The organism is Nostoc sp., from assembly GCF_036917195.1.
Taxonomy (GTDB): domain Bacteria; phylum Cyanobacteriota; class Cyanobacteriia; order Cyanobacteriales; family Nostocaceae; genus Nostoc.
The window spans coordinates 198438-217676 of record NZ_JBALDG010000054.1; the positions used below are offsets into that span (position 1 = coordinate 198438).

At 40.5% G+C, this 19239-nt stretch carries 19 protein-coding genes; 11 read left to right on the top strand and 8 right to left on the bottom strand.

Features of this window, described 5'->3' with window-relative positions; translation table 11 throughout:
- Window position 1 precedes the first annotated feature (1 nt).
- The 4 genes from lpxD to V7K40_RS17660 form a co-directional block, all read right to left on the bottom strand.
- Entirely contained in the window at window positions 2–1054 is a 1053-nt protein-coding gene (gene lpxD / locus V7K40_RS17645; RefSeq protein ID WP_334961839.1) for a UDP-3-O-(3-hydroxymyristoyl)glucosamine N-acyltransferase, read from the bottom strand.
- Between the two features lie 60 nt (window positions 1055–1114).
- On the bottom strand, window positions 1115–2347 hold the full coding sequence (locus tag V7K40_RS17650) for an NAD(P)/FAD-dependent oxidoreductase (protein WP_334961841.1): 1233 nt from the start codon (window positions 2345–2347) through the stop codon (window positions 1115–1117).
- Window positions 2348–2396: 49 nt separating this feature from the next.
- Window positions 2397–2561, bottom strand: a complete 165-nt coding sequence (locus V7K40_RS17655) for a rubredoxin (RefSeq protein ID WP_273768557.1) — start codon at window positions 2559–2561, stop codon at window positions 2397–2399.
- Between the two features lie 358 nt (window positions 2562–2919).
- Window positions 2920–3114: a hypothetical protein gene (locus V7K40_RS17660; RefSeq protein ID WP_273768556.1), complete on the bottom strand. Its 195-nt coding sequence runs from the start codon at window positions 3112–3114 to the stop codon at window positions 2920–2922.
- 420 nt (window positions 3115–3534) lie between these two features.
- On the opposite strand from V7K40_RS17660, the gene V7K40_RS17665 reads away from it, so the two are divergent.
- Entirely contained in the window at window positions 3535–4092 is a 558-nt protein-coding gene (locus V7K40_RS17665; RefSeq protein WP_334961844.1) for an SRPBCC family protein, read from the top strand.
- A gap of 78 nt (window positions 4093–4170) precedes the next feature.
- Here V7K40_RS17665 and clpB read toward each other — a convergent pair whose 3' ends face one another.
- Window positions 4171–6789 (bottom strand): ATP-dependent chaperone ClpB, encoded by a 2619-nt coding sequence (gene clpB, locus V7K40_RS17670; RefSeq protein ID WP_334961846.1) that lies wholly within the window; start codon window positions 6787–6789, stop codon window positions 4171–4173.
- A 444-nt stretch (window positions 6790–7233) separates the two neighbouring features.
- On the opposite strand from clpB, the gene V7K40_RS17675 reads away from it, so the two are divergent.
- On the top strand, window positions 7234–7476 hold the full coding sequence (locus V7K40_RS17675; RefSeq protein ID WP_334961848.1) for a hypothetical protein: 243 nt from the start codon (window positions 7234–7236) through the stop codon (window positions 7474–7476).
- Window positions 7477–7498: 22 nt separating this feature from the next.
- Here V7K40_RS17675 and V7K40_RS17680 read toward each other — a convergent pair whose 3' ends face one another.
- The 3 genes from V7K40_RS17680 to V7K40_RS17690 all read right to left on the bottom strand — a co-directional run bounded on the left by V7K40_RS17680 (window position 7499) and on the right by V7K40_RS17690 (window position 10834).
- A complete protein-coding gene (locus V7K40_RS17680; protein ID WP_334961850.1) occupies window positions 7499–8356 on the bottom strand; it encodes a hypothetical protein in 858 nt (285 codons plus the stop codon).
- Window positions 8357–8532: 176 nt separating this feature from the next.
- Entirely contained in the window at window positions 8533–9720 is a 1188-nt protein-coding gene (locus tag V7K40_RS17685) for an AAA family ATPase (protein WP_334961852.1), read from the bottom strand.
- A 205-nt stretch (window positions 9721–9925) separates the two neighbouring features.
- Window positions 9926–10834: a DUF262 domain-containing protein gene (locus tag V7K40_RS17690; RefSeq protein WP_334961854.1), complete on the bottom strand. Its 909-nt coding sequence runs from the start codon at window positions 10832–10834 to the stop codon at window positions 9926–9928.
- A 430-nt stretch (window positions 10835–11264) separates the two neighbouring features.
- Between V7K40_RS17690 and V7K40_RS17695 the strand changes: the two genes are divergently transcribed.
- The 9 genes from V7K40_RS17695 to V7K40_RS17735 all read left to right on the top strand — a co-directional run bounded on the left by V7K40_RS17695 (window position 11265) and on the right by V7K40_RS17735 (window position 19237).
- Window positions 11265–11639: a hypothetical protein gene (locus V7K40_RS17695; protein ID WP_334961856.1), complete on the top strand. Its 375-nt coding sequence runs from the start codon at window positions 11265–11267 to the stop codon at window positions 11637–11639.
- 69 nt (window positions 11640–11708) lie between these two features.
- Window positions 11709–11963: a TIGR02450 family Trp-rich protein gene (locus V7K40_RS17700; protein WP_334961931.1), complete on the top strand. Its 255-nt coding sequence runs from the start codon at window positions 11709–11711 to the stop codon at window positions 11961–11963.
- A gap of 721 nt (window positions 11964–12684) precedes the next feature.
- The gene (gene bchL / locus V7K40_RS17705; protein ID WP_012410753.1) at window positions 12685–13551 is read left to right on the top strand and encodes a ferredoxin:protochlorophyllide reductase (ATP-dependent) iron-sulfur ATP-binding protein; all 867 of its coding nucleotides are present in this window, start codon (window positions 12685–12687) and stop codon (window positions 13549–13551) included.
- Window positions 13552–13583: 32 nt separating this feature from the next.
- Window positions 13584–14372: a DUF5331 domain-containing protein gene (locus V7K40_RS17710; RefSeq protein ID WP_334961933.1), complete on the top strand. Its 789-nt coding sequence runs from the start codon at window positions 13584–13586 to the stop codon at window positions 14370–14372.
- 176 nt (window positions 14373–14548) lie between these two features.
- A complete protein-coding gene (locus V7K40_RS17715) occupies window positions 14549–15952 on the top strand; it encodes a ferredoxin:protochlorophyllide reductase (ATP-dependent) subunit N (protein WP_334961858.1) in 1404 nt (467 codons plus the stop codon).
- Window positions 15953–16261: 309 nt separating this feature from the next.
- Entirely contained in the window at window positions 16262–17446 is a 1185-nt protein-coding gene (locus V7K40_RS17720) for a hypothetical protein (RefSeq protein WP_334961860.1), read from the top strand.
- Between the two features lie 245 nt (window positions 17447–17691).
- The gene (locus V7K40_RS17725; protein WP_334961862.1) at window positions 17692–18054 is read left to right on the top strand and encodes a hypothetical protein; all 363 of its coding nucleotides are present in this window, start codon (window positions 17692–17694) and stop codon (window positions 18052–18054) included.
- Window positions 18055–18059: 5 nt separating this feature from the next.
- Window positions 18060–18491, top strand: a complete 432-nt coding sequence (locus V7K40_RS17730) for an HNH endonuclease signature motif containing protein (RefSeq protein ID WP_334961864.1) — start codon at window positions 18060–18062, stop codon at window positions 18489–18491.
- Window positions 18492–18610: 119 nt separating this feature from the next.
- Window positions 18611–19237 (top strand): retropepsin-like domain-containing protein, encoded by a 627-nt coding sequence (locus tag V7K40_RS17735; protein ID WP_334961866.1) that lies wholly within the window; start codon window positions 18611–18613, stop codon window positions 19235–19237.
- Window positions 19238–19239 lie beyond the last annotated feature (2 nt).

The following is a 19239-nucleotide window of genomic DNA, read 5'->3' on the forward strand; positions in this document are numbered from 1 at the left end:
ATTAATCATTGCTATTTTTAAATTTACGTTGCAATTGTTTTAGCGATTGATACATCTCTGGCAGGCGACCATAAACAGCAGATACCTTGAGATATAGTTTGTAAGGAAGGGCTGGAGTTCCGCAGACAATTTCTCCTGGTGCAACATCGTTGTGAATTCCAGTTTGAGCAGATGTCATTGCCCCATCTCCCATCTTCACTTGATTAACTATTCCTGTTTGTCCAGCTAAAATAACGCGATTTCCCAGTTGAACACCTCCCGCCATGCCAACCTGACCTGCGATCGCACAGCCAGAACCAATTTTGCAACCGTGACCTATTTGCACTAAACTATCAATTACTGTATTGCGACCTACCCGTGTTTCTCCAACAGATGGGCGGTCAATGCCACTGTTGCAGCCAACTTCCACGCCATCTTCTAAAACTGTATAGCCGGATTGTTCCATTTTGAACCAACCAGTCCGGGTAGGAACAAAACCGAAGCCTTCTGCACCGATGACAGCACCACTGTGAATGACGCAATCTGCACCGATGTGGGTGCGTTCGTGGATGGTGCAATTGGCGTGTAAGGTGGTGCGATCGCCTATTTTAACATCTGGATAAATCACCACATTCGGATGAATGATTGCGCCATTGCCAATTTCTACCCCTTGTTGAATCACAGCATGGGGGCCAATATAAACATCGCTACCAACTTTTGCGGTGGAGTGAATCACAGCGGTGGGATGAATTTCTGGGATGGGGCGATATGGTTGGTAAAAAAGTGCGATCGCTTTGGCAAATAATAATCGCGGATCTGGGGTCGCTAACCAGGCAATACCGTTCTCCTGTGCAACCGCCTGTAATTTTTCGTCTTGGGGCAAAATTAAAGCACTAGCATTAGTCTTGCCGATAAAAGACCCAAATTTTGCACCTTCTACGTAGCTGAGAGTACCATTACTAGCTTCATCAATGGCTGCTACCCCTGTAATTTCTGGGTCATGGTCTGGGTTGCTAGTTAAGTTATGATTGGTGGCTGCGTCACCAAATTGGCTGAGGATTTCGCTGAATTTCATTGTTGGGTGTGTTCAAAATTGATCTACAAAGGATGGTAGCTTTATTTTTGCCGCTTTGTACTAGTCGCTAGTCGCCATTGCTACCCCTGCTAAATACCCGGTTGTCCAAGCACTTTGGAAGTTAAACCCACCGGTGACGCCATCAATATCTAAGATTTCTCCGGCAAAATAAAGACCAGGAACTAACCTACTTTCCATCGTCTTGAAGTTGACTTCTTTGAGGTGGACACCGCCACAGGTAACAAATTCTTCTTTGAAGGCTCCTTTACCGTTAGTTAAGTATTGTCCCTGAGTAAGTTCTTGCACCAGTTGATTTAAGGTTTTACTAGATATTTCTGCCCAACGGTCTTCTGTGGTAATCCCTGCACGGGCGATGATATATTGCCAGAGACGATGGGGTAGATCAACGCCGCGATGCAATGCGATCGCTTTCTTTCCCCATTCATCCTTAACTGCTAAAATTTTTTGTCGCACTTGTTCTTGGGGCAAATGGGGCAGCCAATTAATCAATAATCTGGCTTGATAGCGGCTTTCGTGCAGAACTCTTGCACCCCAAGCAGAAAGCTTCAGAATTGCGGGGCCACTCAAACCCCAGTGGGTAATTAGTAATGGCCCAGTTTGTTGTAATTGGGATTTTCCGCCCACAGATAACCGCAATTGGGCAGGGTTAACGCTAACTCCAGCTAACTCCCTCAACTTTTGATCGACAATCTTGAAGGTAAATAACGAGGGTACTGGCGGTTCAATTTGATGACCTAACTCCTGGACAATTTTATAACCCACAGGGCTACTGCCGGTTGCAAGAAGTAGGCGATCGCATTTAATCGCATCTCCCGACTTCAGAAAAATATCAAACCCCCCATCTGCTGCGGTCACCGAAGTTACAGGTGTACCGATACGGAGTTTTACTCCAGATGTTGCCATCCCTTTAATCAGACATTCCACAATCGTTTCTGAAGTATTGGTGACAGGAAACATCCGGCCATCAGCTTCAGTTTTGAGATAGACTCCACCAGCAGCAAACCAAGCTACTGTATCTTGAGGCCCAAAACGAGTCAAAGCACCTCGCAAAGCTTTTGCCCCTCTGGGGTAATTTTGGACTAACTCCTCAGGGTCAAAGCAAGCGTGAGTGACGTTGCAGCGGCCGCCACCAGAAATTAGCACTTTCGCTAGAGGTTGGCGACTGGCTTCGAGTAAAGTAACTTGGGCATCAGGATTGGCTTTAGCACAAGCGATCGCGCCAAAAAATCCCGCTGCCCCACCCCCAATAACTACGATTCGTAACGGTAGCAAGTTCTAAAATTTCTCAATATCACGTACCTTACTAGGCTAGCCGTTATCTTCACTCTTCAACTAGTTCAAATTGGTCTTTTGTGGCACCACAAACTGGACATGACCAATCATCTGGTATATTTTCAAAAGCTGTTCCCGGTGCTATGTCGCTATCTGGATCGCCTTGTTCTGGGTCATATTCATAGGCGCAAAGAGTACATATATACTTTGCCATGTTCCTTTCCTCTAGTAAATTGTTGGCCTTGCTTCCCTATTAAATCCTTTTGGCAGTGTGTCAAAATAGGCACGCTACAATTCTTAAGAGGAGACTAGTACGCCACGGCGGAAATAGAGCAACCATTTAAAAACCCTAAAAAGCCCATTCCGTAATACTTTTGACTTTTGAGAGCCAGTTGCTAAGAAAGCGGGAACGCTAAGAGCGAACAAGTCGGCAGAGCCGCAAGGGCGCACTGGCTCCTTTTGATTTTTGATTTCCGCCTTGCGGTACTAGGGCATGAAAATCATCAAATAAAAACGTGTACCCTTGGGGAAAATTTCCGAGATTATCCCAGCTATCCTCAAAAGAAATCAGATTAAATACGCCACCATCTCCTTTGGGCGTAACTGATAATCGCGATCGCGATCGCCCCTAGTAGTAGTAGCCAAATAATTCCACCTGGAATAAAAGTGAGAATACCAAAGCCTCTTAGTACCCAGACAGCTACACTAATGCCAAGAAGGATACCAAAAATCTGGATTAATCTACGATTTAAAGAAGATTGACTCACCTAGTTTTCCTCTCAACTCAACAGAGATTACACTTGATATTGACAAGAAGATATGAATTTACGATGAATTTGCAGTTTCATCAGAAATAACACGTAAAAATAGAGAGATACTATCCAAACGCTGGGGTAAGCTGCTTGATATTAAGTTGTATTTGTGCCATTCTAGCTGTTAACAACGGAGTTTTTCATCTACAAATATTGCTCTGAGAAAATTAACTTAAGTATTAATTGTGTTAATTGTGATAAGAACTACAGTTTTTACAGTAAAGTGACTGAAATAATTACTGAAAATTCACTATTTATGGAAAATATAGGCATTAAACTGGAACTAAAATTTAGTGGGTTGGATCTAAATCAAGTTTTATAGCTTGTAGTTTCAACTCCGTTAGGTGGATGAGTTGAGGAGTAACTAAAATCATTATGTCTGCATCTTCTTATATATCAGACTCAATTATTGCAGGTTCAGATATGGCTTGGAGTCAAGACAAGCAAAGGTTACTGGTACAGGGTGAAATTTTGGTAGAAACGCGATCGCACAAGATGTGGGGTGGCGCTGTGACAGCCTGGATGTATTTGCCGATGGTGCGATCGCAAGTTTGGCAGCAATTAACTGATTATCCCCGGTGGGTGCAATATTTTCCCGATATCACTAAAAGCGAAGTCATGTACAGAGGTGAAGTGAAGCATCTGTATCAAGCAGCACAAAAAGCCTTTTTCTTTTTCACCGCTCAAGTTGAAATTTACCTCAACGTTATGGAAGTGCTGGGACAGCAAATCCAATTTCGCATGGAAAAAGGGACTTTTGAGGACTTTCACGCCAATTTAGAACTAAAAGATTGCGGTAACGGTACAATACTTGCTTATACTGTGCAAGCTACACCTCTTATACCGATTCCATCAATTTTTATTCAACAAGCAATGAACTTAGAGTTGCCTGCAAATATGCGTAAAATGCGACAAGTGCTTTGTAAGAATTAGTAAAAGCAATGTCACAAAAAAACGCAAAGACGCATTTATTTAACTTTGCGTCTTTGCGGGAGGTTATTACTTACTGAATTAGCTAGTAAATACCTCAACAGGTAGGCGACTAAAAGAAAGACGCTCATTTTGCACATCTACAAAAATAGTGTTGCCGTCGTTGAATTCGCCGCGCAAGATGGCTTTGGCAATTTGAGTTTCTAACTCCCGCTGAATCGCCCGCTTCAGTGGACGCGCCCCATATACAGGGTCGTAGCCTACTTCTGCTAAAAAGTCAAGTGCAGCATCCGAAAGCTTCAGGGATATTTTGCGATCGCTCAGTCTTTGCCGCAATCTTTCCACTTGCAACAGCACAATTTGCCGCAATTCCTTCTTATCTAAACCGTGGAAGATGATGATTTCGTCAATCCGGTTCAGGAACTCTGGACGGAAGCTATTCCGCATCGCCTCCATGACTCGACGGCGCATTTCGTCGTAGTGGGCGTTATCTCCGGCAACATCAAGAATGTACTGGGAACCAATGTTGCTGGTCATGATGATAATAGCGTTCTTAAAGTCTACTTTATGACCTTGGGCATCAGTGACGCGACCATCATCGAGAATTTGCAAGAAGATATTGAAGACATCGGGGTGTGCTTTCTCGATTTCGTCGAAGAGAATCACTGAGTAAGGACGCCGCCGAATCGCTTCTGTAAGTTGTCCGCCTTCTTCGTAACCTACATATCCTGGAGGCGCACCGATAAGCCTTGAAACGGCGTGTTTCTCCATATACTCAGACATATCGATTCGCACCAGCGCATCTTCGCTATCGAACATATACGCCGCCAGCGCTTTTGCCAACTCAGTTTTACCCACACCCGTAGGCCCAAGGAAAATAAAGCTAGCGATGGGACGATTCGGATCAGCCAGTCCAGCCCGCGATCGCTGAATTGCATCTGCTACCGCTGTGACTGCTTCTTCTTGTCCAACCACGCGGCGGTGTAGTTCATCTTCTAAATGCAGCAGTTTTTCTTTCTCAGATTCCACCAACTTGCTGATGGGAATTCCTGTCCATTTAGAAATAATTTCGGCAATATCACCTTCGGTGACTTCTTCCCGTAATAGTGATTTACCACTTCTTTGAGTGTTTGCCAATTCAGTTTCTACTGCTTCTAATTGGCGATGCAAACTGGTTAAAGTGCCGTATTTCAACTCCGCAGCGCGGTTAAGGTCGTAGTCACGTTCTGCTTGCTGAATCTCTAAGTTGACCTGTTCAATTTCTTTTTTAACGGACTGAATTTTGTCAATGATATCTTTTTCTGACTGCCATTGACTATTCAGGGTTCTTTGTTCTTCTTTGAGATCGGCAATTTCTTTTTCCAGTCTTCCTAGACGTTCACGAGAAGCTGCATCGCTTTCTTTTTGCAGTGAAAGCTTCTCCATTTCCAATTGCAGAATCTTGCGGTCAATTTCGTCGAGTTCTTCTGGTTTGGAGGTAATCTCCATTTTCAGTCTAGCGGCGGCTTCGTCTACCAAGTCAATTGCTTTATCTGGTAAGAAGCGATCGCTAATATATCGACTCGACAATACGGCTGCTGCAACTAAAGCACTATCAGAAATCTTCACCCCGTGGTGGTTTTCATAACGTTCTCTCAACCCGCGCAAAATCGAAATACTATCTTCTACACTAGGCTGATCAACATAAACTTGTTGGAAGCGTCTTTCAAGTGCAGCATCTTTTTCGATATGTTTGCGGTATTCATCCAGAGTTGTCGCCCCAATACAGCGCAATTCGCCCCGCGCCAACATTGGTTTTAACAAGTTACTAGCATCCATCGCCCCTTGGGTTGCACCAGCGCCGACAACGGTGTGAATTTCATCAATAAATAAAACAATTTTGCCGCTAGATTCAGTAACTTCCTTTAATACTGCTTTCAAGCGTTCTTCAAATTCACCGCGGAATTTTGCCCCTGCAATCAAAGCACCCATATCTAAAGCGATTAGCTTGCAGTCTTTAAGGGATTGGGGTACATCACCTGCGATAATGCGCTGTGCTAATCCTTCAGCGATCGCAGTTTTACCAACACCCGGTTCACCAATTAGCACAGGGTTATTTTTGGTACGGCGAGATAGAATTTGCACAGTGCGGCGAATCTCATCATCTCGCCCAATCACTGGATCGAGTTGACCTTTACGCGCGGCTTCTGTAAGGTCACGCCCGTATTTTTCCAGTGCTTCGTATTTGCCTTCTGGATTTTGGTCGGTCACTTTTTGACTCCCACGAATTTGTTTAATAATATTTTTGAGTTTGCCTTCGTCTAAACCAAACTCTTGAAATAAACCTTTGCCAAAGCGGTCATCTTTAGCATAAGCCAGCAATAAGTGTTCAATTGAAATATATTCGTCTTGAAACTCTTTGCGATATCCGTCTGCCCGATCTAACAGTATATCCAAGCTGCGTCCCAAGTAGACAGAACTACTGCTACCGGATACTTTCGGCTGACGTTGGAAAAATTGTTCAGTGCGATCGCGCAGTTTTTGGAGGTTAACACCCGCTTTGGTGAGAATCCCAGTTGCTAGACCATCTTGTTCTAGCAGCGCTTTCATCAGGTGTTCACTTTCTATCTGCTGTTGTTGATATTGTTTAACAATATCCGGAGTATGGGTGATCGCTTCCCAGGCTTTTTCTGTAAATTGGTTAGGATTAGTAGGTTGCATAGGCTTTTTCAGGAAGGTAGAGGCGCAGTGGCTTGTCGCAGCGAAAAGTCTGAGCGGCGGTTCCTGCCGTTAGCGCAGCCTACCGCAGGCATCTGTTAGCGCAGCGTTAGCGTTAGCGAAGCGGTAGCGATAGCGCAGCGTTAGCGACGTAGGAGCGTCGGAACGAGCGTCCGCAGGAGCGTCACTTTTCAAGACAGGCTACCACTAGAACACCAAGTAAAGAAAATTTCTGTTCTCATTTATAGATATTGTATGAACAGCTGAGCGATCGCCTAGATCGGTGTTCACATCTTGTAAGAGTGGTATTTTCCCCTAGTTCCGATTTTCCATTTGCGATTCTCAAGCTTTTAGCCATGTACTGAAATGCTTTCCTGTGCCAACTATGAGAGCAAAATACTCTTTTAAACATTCTCTGATAGAGAAATTTTGCTGGATGTTTTGCAAATGGGCAATCTTACAGTTTGGCTGGATGAACCCGACTGGCAAGAACAGGTGAAGAAAGCGTTTAAGCAAGGTGCATCGGTTTCGCTGATAGCGCCTCTTGATGCGAGAGGAGATTTCAAGTCAGCAATTTTGAGTTTGGCAGTGGAACCAGGTTTATCCGGTGGTGGAGGGGGTGCAACGTTATCACCGTGGTTTTGCAGTCCAGTTGCGAGTAAAGGAAGCTATGCAGTGATATTAAAGTGAATAGCTGAGAAGCAAGCATTTATCAAGATAAATCAATAGTTTTGTCTTTATCTTTTTTAGCAGTATCAATATTACCTTGCAAGTCAGCTTCTCCAAGATGAAATCCTCTTTTATCAAAAACTTCTAGATGAGCAGCTTTACCATCATGCAAACTGTCTACATACCAATACTGTGATGTAGTCAATTCACAGTAAATAAATCTTCCACCATACCTAAATGATGTTTTTTTAAATATTGTTGTATCTCGTAAAAGTGTTTCTTCATCTCTTGGAGGTTCACTAGCATCTAGAGAATATTCTAGTGAGCTTAGATTTAATTTATTTTCTAACCAATATTCCAGTGCTTGTTTACTATCAACACCATCTATACATATTTGATTGTCTTCCACATTATGTTTAATCACTGTAATTAAACAACAGTTAATAATAAGTGGATGAGTGATTTGAAAACTAGAATTAATAAAATTAACTAACAGATATTCTCTATTACTGTTTTGGCTTTTTCGTTCAGCCACTTCTGCCAAAGAAGTATCACCAATATTTTTATAATCATTGTTAATAGTTAAGCAATCAAATAAATCTTCTGAATAATGCAACTGCTCTGTACGCCATTGTTTAGGATTTGACTTATTGAAAACGATATTAATAAAAGCAGTTTTCAAGGATTTATCTTTCAGTTGATTAAGACTAGCATTGAAACTATCTCCTTTGATTGCTTCATACTTAGCATATATATTGTTATCTTCTTTATAAAGTTCTCTATCTTTAATTTTTTGATTGATTAATTCAAAAATAGAGTTAAAAATTTTTATAGCATCCCGGAATTCTGCCTCAGTTAGAAACTGTCCTTCTAGGGATACTTCGTTAATAAATATTTCCATTAATTACATTCCAAAAAGCCTAGAGAAATCTTTATCCATTTGGTCAAAAAATCCTTCTGGCCATTCTTCAATTCCTCCATCCGGCTGGACAGTAATTTGCACTACTGGCTGTTCTGGATTTCGCTGAAAATATAATATACTTAAATCTTTTGGAGTGATAATTTTATCAAGAACAGCTATCCCAAGGCATTCAAGATATGGTCGCTGTGTGATTCAATAAAAACTTGTACGCCGCAACTGCTCACTCTGGCTAAAAATTGGGCTAATCGAGATTGCGCTCTTGGATGCAGATGCGCTTCAGGATTTTCTACTATTAACACTTCTCCTTCTTTTGCAATCAATCCTGAAACAACAATAGGCAAAATGCAATGATATCCAAATCCAACATTAGCTGGTTTAAAACGGTCTTTTGAGTTATTTGTATTAAATAAAAGTTCGAGTATATGACTATCAGAACTAGGAATTTCGACTTTTGCTCCATTAAAGATTTCGTTAAGCCATTCTTCTGTTTGAGTATATAAAGTCTTGGCATCTTGACCTAGAAACTTTTCATTGATTAAATCATCTCTCTTTTTATAGAGTAAGTTAACTGTAAATTCTCCTTTTGCTCCTACATTTGTAAATTTGTTCAAAGTAGCTTTAGGATAAGATTCTTGTGGCCCTAAACGGTCTGCTGAAATGTAATGTATCTTGTAAAAGTACAGAGATTTATGCAACGAATATACATCCAATCTAAGGCTGTATTTTTCTGGGGTTTTAAAATCATCTCCCTCACCATAGAAAGGTAATAAATTAAGAAGACGACAAGAGCCTGTTCGTTCCGGTACTAGCCCTGGCAATTCACATTGGTTTCCTTCATTATAATCAAATCTATTTATATTCAAAATATTTGAATCTTTAATCTTTTTGTATACTCCTTCAAATCCATAATCAGATTTTTTTCCATTAAAATTTATGATACCTTGATCAGAAAAAGTAATATTGCCTATCTGAGCTACCATATCATCTTCAAAATTTTCCTCAAAATCATATTCTGCGTAGCCGTGAAGCTTGAGATTATCTTCTTGATTAGGATTCAGAATATGTTTATCTTCATAATGGTATATAAATTTGATTGACTCATTTCTGGAAATACTACTGTTTTTTATATCTGTAAAGCTACCTAAGTTGACACAACTACCATTTAATACCATTTGAGACGCACTATCATTATGCTCAATAGATTGCCTCATTAATAGCAAAGACTGAAGAAGCGTAGACTTACAACATCCATTTATCCCTGTTAACAGAGTTATTTGACCTAATAGAAAAGATATTCTTTCTTTAAAAACTTTAAAATTTTCTAATTTTATTTGTGTTATCATTATACACTTCCTAAAACTTCTTGTGCAATTTTAAATCTAGTAATTACCTTAGCTTTACTACTCGTAGCATATCTTATAGCATCAATATATTCTGGATTTTGTAGTAATTTATCAAAGTTATCTTGGATATTTTTTTTATTTTCTTGAAAAAAATCATCATTATTAATTGAGAAAAAATAAGAGAGAGATTCAAAAATAGCAATATTTATTCTTCCTCTTTTTTTTGGTGCAGGTAAACGAAAGTTTTTTTGCCGAAAAACTCTAAACTTAAATTCATAACTCTTTTAAAATCATTTTTCAATAAATCTATTTTTTCATCTGACATCAAATTAAGTTTTTTCATTGCATTTTCCACAAAATCACTCAATTCTCCTTGATATTGTGTTTCATAATCAAAGATTTTAAATGCTAAGTAGCGCAAGATAACCTCCCTGTCTTTCATTCTTCTAGGGGATATTCCATAATCAATAGCTCTTTTAAAATAGTCTTTTTCTGATAACTCTTTGAGGAGCTTAGTAGATTTACCCGAAAAAATACAATTTCGGACTTCTTGACGCTCAAGATTTGTTCCACCCGTATTAATTCTATTAAAAATATCGTAAACAACTTTGGCTGGCACAGAAGGTTTAATAATGTATATATAAAGTTTTTTATCTTCTATTTTTGTTTGATAGTCATCTGGCAACTCTTGAAGTTCTGAAAAATTATATCCATTTAAATCTGTTAAAGCTTCTAAGCCTGTTAAGTTAAACTCATCATTCACAAATTGGTGTAATGTGGATGTTCTTTGTAACCCGTCTACAATAATATACTTACCTTCTACAGTTTGATTAACATACAAAGGAGGTAATGGAAAGTTAAGTATTACTGATTCGACAAATTTACTTTTCTTTTCTGGTGTCCAAACTAGATTACGTTGAAAATCAGGATCAATAAGCAGTTTTTTATTATCATATTTTCTCATCAACTCGAAAACTGTTTGAGGGTCTTCTCTAATGTCAATATCTGCTGTAGTTGGGTCATAAGGATACAACCCTCCATTATCACTTCTATCTTCTTCAGCAGTATCTTCATCTTTTTCAATTACATCACTATCTTGTACTTCAATATCCATTTATCTTTACACCTTTTGTTAGCTGATATACGCGATATAATTAGGACTACCAGTAGATATTAAAGCACCTGATAATTTGATTATGACATCTCCTAGCCGCCCAGAATGCCCTCTTGTTATATCCACTACAGCCTAAGCTAAACTTTTGCTAAATCTCCAACTTACTCCAAACAATCTTTGTCGCCTAACTCATTAATTATCGTTAAAGATTAGTTCAGGGGCTTGGCAGTAGTCACAATGATCGTTGGCTCGTTGTGCGATCGCAGTGTAATACCGATTCATGAACTCTCTTGCTGTATTAATATGGCTGTTCAGGCTGTTGCTGCTCTTAATTTAGCCTCAACCAGCGTACACCAAGCATGACGTATTGAAGTTCTTCTAACCCCACACAGAGTTACCATGATCCCAGGTCGCCTAGTGGATGCTGAAAATGATTGATCCCTACGACTTTGAAGATGATGACTTTGACTTTGAGGATGAAGATTTCTTGAAAATGAAACCCATCAGCCAAATGACTAAAGGGGAAAAGCTACAGCGATTTAAGCAGTTCTTCGACAGCAGTAGCCGTGCTATGTTGCAAGACTGTCTATTTCGCATCGTCAATTATGAAGATGGTATGGGCACGTTAGAAATTCTTTGCCCTAATGAACTCGTAAGACAACGCCTTTCCAAAAAAAAGCGCAAAATTACCAACAACATCAACACTTGCTGGAGTCATATTAGATGGTTTTCGCTATGTGTCCAGCAAGATAGTGAGTTGCATTGTCAGAAGTTTACCCGTAACGGCGATTTAGTGACATCTTAGCCGTAGGAGTGGGGAATCAGGAGAAGAATAACAATGCCCCATGACAAATGACAAATGACTAAAAAACAAATGACTAAAAAACTGAAATTTCCTTACCTAGTTGGTTCTAAGTGGACAGCACAGCAAAAAGTAGACGGTTGGCGGCACTTCCAAGTTGTCAACCGGAAAAATCAGGCTAAGTGGGTTTACGCCGAAATGGTTGCTGCTTGTGATCCTAAAGTCCGTTTCTGGATAAATGCCAAATTATTACAAGATAACTCTCAGTGGCAAGCCGGCTGGCAAACATTACAGGAAATTCAAGAACTTGAAACTGAGGTGTCCTAATTTGCCTCGTTCCCAGTCAGAGACTGGGAATGCCCATTAGTAGGCTGCCACCTCCTTCACTGGCGGCAGCAGATCAATAACATGCATTTCTAAGTATGACTGGTAAATAAGGTTTTAATCAGCACATCTGAAAGATTTTAATAATCTTAGACAATATTTGGCAATTTAATAATTTTTTACAAAATCAGACTAACTTACTCTCAAGCAGCAATTAAAGGGTCTTGGCTACCGACTGAAAACTGCCAAATTATCTGCGATACCTTTCCTGCGGAACGCTACGCGAACGGTGAGCTACGCTAACGCAAATTGCAGTAGTATTTCCAGCATTGGTCTGCATATACCTCTGTTTACCCTTAATGCTGCGCCCTAATGCCCTGAAAACACCTTGTAATACCATCAGCTAATTCTATGAAAAGCATTCAAAAAAGCCAATTTCATTTTTTTTTATTTTGTAACTTTTTTTATAAAAATAAATAATAAAAATTTTTTATTAGTGGTTTTTAGAGCTATTTTAGGCTTTGACGTTCATAAAAATCCAAATAAGCATAATTAAGCTCTAATTCATTAAAAAAGACCGTTTTACAAATTAAGAGCCACTTTCTTTTCTATGTAATTTGCACAATAATGACATTCACAGACGTCAGGCATCGCCATCTCAGGACAGGTGAAGGCAAATGTTTGAGCCACAAGTTTGACAAAAAGCTATAAGAGGCAAACAACAGTGAAACTAGCAGTCTACGGAAAAGGTGGTATCGGTAAATCCACAACTAGCTGTAACATATCAGTCGCCCTAGCTAAACGTGGCAAGAAAGTGCTGCAAATTGGCTGCGACCCCAAACATGACAGTACCTTTACCCTGACTGGGTTTTTGATTCCCACAATTATCGACACCCTCCAAGAAAAGGACTATCACTACGAAGATGTCTGGCCGGAAGATGTTATTTATAAAGGCTACGGTGGTGTTGATTGCGTAGAAGCTGGTGGACCACCTGCAGGTGCTGGATGCGGTGGCTACGTAGTTGGCGAAACCGTAAAATTACTTAAGGAACTCAATGCCTTTGATGAGTACGATGTAATTCTCTTTGACGTTCTGGGTGACGTAGTTTGCGGTGGTTTTGCAGCACCACTCAACTATGCAGATTACTGCCTGATTGTTACAGACAACGGCTTTGATGCTTTGTTTGCTGCTAATCGGATTGCTGCTTCAGTCCGCGAAAAAGCACGAACTCACCCACTGCGTCTAGCTGGGTTGATTGGCAATCGCACCTCCAAGCGCGACTTGATTGAAAAATATATAGAAGCGGTGCCAATGCCAGTTCTGGAAGTTTTACCTTTGATTGAAGATATCCGTGTTTCCCGTGTGAAGGGTAAGACTTTGTTTGAGATGGCAGAGCAAGACCCTTCCCTAGACTACGTTTGCGATTACTATCTCAACATCGCTGACCAAATTTTGGCGCGTCCCGAAGGTGTTGTACCTAACGACACACCAGATCGTGAGTTGTTCTCTTTGTTGTCTGATTTTTATCTAAATCCGGGTAAACCCCAGGTTCCTAATTCAGAAGAGGAACTAGACTTGATGATTGTATAAATCACCAAGTTCTTAGGATGGGGGACAATAATATGGCTTTCTTTCACAGCTTTACAGATTCAATAAAGCAAAAGTGGTTGCAATTTTTCCAGAATAATCGGGACTGGATTACCCTGCACATGGAAGTGGAATCAGTGTACACCCCTGATGGCGGGAAGCGACCACCTTCTTACCTCATCCTGGGAGTTCTTAACGCCTTAGAGCCAAAGCTAGCGCAGTTAATGTTGCCCTTTGCCAAACTTAATCCTGACGCCGATACCCTAATTGAGGTGCTGGATTTGCATTTTGACCCAGATTTTGCTCTTGGTAACCGCTTCCTCATTAACCCAGAACCGGAAAAATACGTAGAAGAAGCAGCAGTTGTCATTGAGAAAAAGCCCGAAGATGAAACATTGACACATTCTCATACAAACGGCTTTGAGTCGGTGGCGGTAGTTCAAGAGTTGGTAACCCTGGATTCCAATGAGCAAAGCCTGGGGATCAGCGAGTTGGAGAAAACCGAAAATGGCTTTGGCGATATTTCCTTATCCAACGGACAGGACTCAAAAGATGAGTCTCTCCAAACCTGTAGTTTAAAAGCAGATGAATTTGGGGAAATTGGCTTCGATACAACACCTGCAATTGAACTAAAGCTAGATGACGACCAGGCGCTTGAAGATAGTCCGCTAGATGAAAATGCGTTTAAAGACGTGTTGTCAGATGTCTGGAGTGATGAAACAGCCTTGCAAAAGACTGAAGAAAATAACGATTTTTTAGGGGAAGAACTGCCAGCAGGCGTTTTTGATGAATCAGAAATTGCCCGTCTCTTCCCCAATGCTTAATTATTGCCGTTCTTCACAATTTTAAGTTTTAGATTCGGGGTTTTGGATTAGAAATTAGGGAAATTGTCATCAGACAGAGGATACCTTTGTTGTCTCAATCTTCAATCCAAAATTGTCAATCTAAAATCTAAAATTGGTTGACCTGCCATTAAATATCAAGGGGAGAAAAAACCAAAATGACTGTCGCTCAACAACCAGAAGCTTTAAACTTTGAATGTGAAACTGGGAATTACCATACCTTTTGCCCAATTAGCTGCGTGGCGTGGTTATACCAAAAAATAGAAGATAGCTTCTTTTTGGTGATTGGGACAAAAACTTGTGGCTACTTCCTGCAAAATGCGATGGGGGTGATGATTTTTGCTGAACCCCGCTATGCAATGGCAGAGTTGGAAGAGGGCGATATTTCGGCAAAGCTGAATGATTATGAAGAGTTAAAGCGGTTATGCTTGCAGATTAAACGCGATCGCAATCCTAGTGTAATTGTCTGGATTGGCACTTGCACTACCGAAATTATCAAAACAGATTTGGAAGGTTTGGCACCGAAGCTGGAATCTGAAATCGGAATTCCCATCGTTGTAGCGCGGGCAAATGGTCTAGATTACGCCTTCACCCAAGGGGAAGACACCGTATTGGCAGCAATGGCTAATCGTTGTCCTGATAAGGCTCCTGTGGCGGAAACAGAGAAAAGTGAACGCAATGCGATCGCTAAATTACTCAACTTTGGTAAGAAGAAAGAAGATGTCGCCCAAGATGAATCTGAGTACGTAGATCACCCACCACTGGTTCTCTTTGGCTCCCTTCCCGACCCCGTGGTTACTCAGTTAACCTTGGAACTGAAGAAGCAAGGTATCAAAGTTTCCGGCTGGCTACCTGCGAAGCGCTTCACTGAATTGCCAATACTAGAAGAAGGGTATTATGTCGCTGGTGTCAACCCCTTCCTCAGCCGCACTGCTACCACCTTAATGCGTCGCCGCAAGTGTAAACTCATTGGCGCACCGTTCCCCATTGGCCCGGATGGCACTCGCGCTTGGATTGAGAAAATCTGCTCGGTGTTTGGTATTACTCCTAAAGGTTTGGATGAACGGGAAGCACAAATTTGGGCAGGCTTGGAAGATTACGTGAAACTGATTCGCGGTAAGTCTGTATTCTTCATGGGTGATAACTTGCTGGAAATCTCCCAAGCAAGATTCTTAATCCGTTGTGGGATGACGGTTCATGAAATCGGCATTCCCTACATGGATAAGCGCTATCAAGCTGCTGAGTTGGCACTGTTGGAGAAAACTTGTCAGGAAATGGGTTCACCCCTGCCAAGGATTGTAGAGAAACCGGATAATTACAATCAACTTCAGCGAATTTATGAGTTGAAACCAGACTTGGTTATTACTGGTATGGCTCACGCTAACCCACTGGAAGCACGGGGTATTAATACAAAGTGGTCTGTGGAGTTCACTTTTGCTCAAATTCACGGCTTTACGAATGCGCGTGACATATTAGAGTTAGTGACTCGTCCGTTGCGTCGGAATAATAATTTGAAAGATTTGGGTTGGGATAAGTTGGTCAGAGAAGAAGCGAAGATTTAGATTTGGGTTTGGATTCAGTAACAGCATAAGATTATATTATGGGCGAACCCGAAAGTTCGCCCTTTTTTTTACAAACCGCAGAGGCGCAGAGAACGCAGAGCAAGAGAGTGTTTTCTTTCGATATGCGAAAAGTTTATTAAATTTATTCCGTAAAACTATGACTAAGATTTCTATGTAGTTTATTATAAGCTGAGACACGTGTAATGTTTCAACAAGCTGAAAACCTCATAACAAAGCTTTCAGGCTCCAAAAAGTATAATTTAGATGCGCGACAGCTTATACAACTATATAGTTAGTCATTAGAAAACTATGGGACACGAGCAACCGCAGAATATAGACTCTACATCTGCTCAGGAGCCAATAAAGTTAGTACAAGACACCGAGCAAAAGCCACAGATACCAGACGAAAAAATTACGTATGTGGAGAAGACTGAGCGAATTAAAGCTTGGGGTCAGTTTATGAAATCAGTGAGTCCTTATTTGTGGGCTACTGTAATTCTCATTGTTATTATCCCACTTCTGGGCAGAGGCTTCATAGCACATTCCTCCCAGCAAGATATAGTCACTTCAGTTAATAGTAAGCCTTCAATAGTAGCTATTGACAAACAATCAGACTGGAGCATTGTTGATCAGGATATTGTAACTGCCATTAAAAATGCAGATACTACCGCTCAAAAGTTTGCATCAGCAAAATTAGATGCTTGGGTTGATGAATTAAAAACTCGCGTTAATAGTAGTTTTCTAGATTGGTATTTTAATTACTTCAATCAAAAGAAACTTGAATTCAGCGCTCCTTTTATATATTTATCTTCTACTGTATCTCACTGGATAGATAGCGACAAACCATCTCCAGATCAAGTAGTAGCAGAGAAAATGACTGAGGATTTTCAACTAGAATTTGCCAAGCGTGTTCTCAGACCTAAAATTGCTCAATTTGAACTTGAGAGAATAACAAATGATACGGTAAATCAGTATGTCTCTCAATTAGAAAAAAATATTTCTAGTATTCAAAGCAATTACAATATACCTCAAGGAGAGTGGCAGCGTTATCTTAATGATATTGCCATTACAATCAGTGATAATGAAGGGGTTACTTCTAACCTATCACTTAAAGCATTAGTAGGTGGGGGTAGTTACTTATTTCTTAAAGCGACAATTCCTGGTGCAGTAAAGATTGGAAGTACAGTTGCTATTAAATTTGCGGGGAAAGCTGGCGCAAAAATGGCTGCAAAAACAGGTGGTGCTATCGCTGGGAAGATCGGTGCAGAACTTTTAGATCCAATTGTTGGTATAGGTATAATTATCTGGGATTTGTGGGATTACAACCATACAGTAAGTGTAAACAGACCAATTTTACGAGCAGCAATTTGGGACTATTTGGATGAAGTCAAAGATTCACTTCTTAATAACCCTGCCAATGGTATTATGATGTCAATTCATCAATTAGAAGATGGCATTCTGAAGTCAGTCGGATCAGCTAATCATCAAGTTTAATTAGTATACTAAGATTTATAATAGACTGAGCGATCTAATCTTAACCTACTACTATATTGAGATGATCGCTCTTTTTAACGAACCACCAAGTACGCTAAGATTCTATTGTGTACAGCAAATACCTGCACTTTACTCAGGATTCCCAATTGGAGTTGTAGTTTGTGTAATAGCGATCGCTCTTTTTTAACCAGAAGATGCAGAGCGATCGCAGATACAATCATAAGTAAAAGGCAAGCAGGTAGAAAATGGCTGAAATTGTCACCCTTCAACTCCCTGAAACACTGGCACAAAAAGCAAAAGAAATCGCTGCTTTCACACATCGGCGACTTGAAGATGTATTACTAGAATGGATTGACCGCGCCATTACCGAACTACCTATGGAGTCATTACCGGATGATCAGGTTTTGGCTATGTGCAATATGCAAATGGAAACTCAGCAACAAGAGGTTTTCAGTGAGTTGCAAGCGCGTCACCGAGAGGGACAACTTAATGATGCAGAAGTTCGTCAACTAGATGAACTCATGCAGGTCTACCGACGTGGCTTAGTAAGTAAAGCAAGAGCTTTAAAAGTGGCTGTTGAACGCGGTTTGAAACCAGCCCTCAATTAACAGTAATGGCCCGCTTTTACATTTCTGTAGAAATAGAACGTCGTGTCCGCACCGATGCTCGAAACCGCTGTGGCTATTGTTTGAGTCCTCAGCATTTAGTGATGGCACGCTTGGAAATTGAACACATTATTCCTATATCTAAAGGTGGTAGCAATGATGAATCAAACTTGTGGCTAGCTTGTCCCCTGTGTAATCGCTACAAAAGTGATAAAACTACAGGGGTTGATCCAGAGATGAGCCAAACGGTAACGCTATTTAACCCTCGTACTCAAGTCTGGTTTGAGCATTTTGGCTGGAGTGAAGATGGTCTACGTATTGTTGGGAAAACGCCGACTGGTAGAGCAACTGTTGCAGTTCTACATTTGAGCGATGATGCAGATGCACTGGAAGTTCGCAGTTATTGGGTAATTGCGGGTTGGCATCCTCCAGAAGATTGAAAGAACCGCAGATGAGAGAGCGATCGCTCTTTTTAACCAGAAGATGCAGAGCGATCGCAGATACAATCATAAGTAAAACGCAATTTAGTAGAAAATGGCTGACATTGTCACCAAAATCTATGAATAAAACACCCTCTGCCGATGAAAGTCAGCAAATGCTGAAGTGGTTAAACCAGAATCGCCAGATGTTATTAGATTTATATAAAAATCAATATATTGCTTACAATGCTAATGGTTTAATCGCTCACAGTGAAAACTTGCGTGAAGTTATAGAATTAGCAGAAGCTTCAGAACAGGTATTTGTAATTTACTTAGTTCCACGTCGTACTGCTTCTATCCAAATTCTACCAATTCGCTTTCGTACAATCGCTCGGCATGACTGGCAACCAAATTATTATGTAAAAATAAAGCATAGAAATATAGAAATATCTACTACGATGTTAGTAGACTCTGGTGCTGAATTAAGTTTAATTTCCTTCAAAGTCGGTCAAGATTTAGGCTACGCTTTGGCTGATGCTGAATCAACGTTATTAGCAGAAACCATCGGCGGAAGAGTTGAGTATGTTTTACGTAATGTTGAAATGACAATTGATGAACACAGTTTTATTGCTGCTGTGGCATGGTTACAAACTAATACAGGTGGAGAGCAATTACTTTTAGGAAGAGAGGTTGTATTTGATAAATTTAATATTGAATTTAGGCAAGCTGATGAACAAATAATTTTTACATGGCGTGAAGACAACTAATT